This is a genomic window from Pectobacterium artocarpous, assembly GCF_046159765.1.
In the GTDB taxonomy this organism is placed as follows: Bacteria; Pseudomonadota; Gammaproteobacteria; order Enterobacterales; family Enterobacteriaceae; genus Pectobacterium.
This window is the reverse complement of the sequence record NZ_JBJXVK010000076.1, coordinates 1-245: the sequence shown is the minus strand read 5'-3', so window position 1 is coordinate 245 and position 245 is coordinate 1. Positions and strand designations below refer to the sequence as shown.

The window sequence follows — 245 nt, the reverse complement described above, 5'->3', positions numbered from 1 at the left end:
ACGAGCCCGGCGAGCCGGGTCGTCACTTGTGCCTCCTCGGGCGCAAGCGCCTGCACGGCCCCCCGGTGAAAGATCTCGCCCTCGACGGCGCCGCGCTCGAGCACCTTCCGCTCGGCCTCGTCGATCTGGTCAAGCCGCGCCGCCAGCAGTGCCTTCAGCGTGGGCGGCACGTCGACGTCCCCGTTGCCGGCTGCCAACGCCAGCATCTCGGAGATGAAGAGCGGATTGCCACCCGCGGCGCGGGC

1 protein-coding gene is annotated in these 245 nt (G+C 72.2%); it reads right to left on the bottom strand.

From position 1 onward, the window contains the following. A partial coding sequence (locus ACKQAD_RS20315; RefSeq protein ID WP_409161763.1) for a hypothetical protein occupies positions 1-245 on the bottom strand: 245 nt, incomplete at both ends.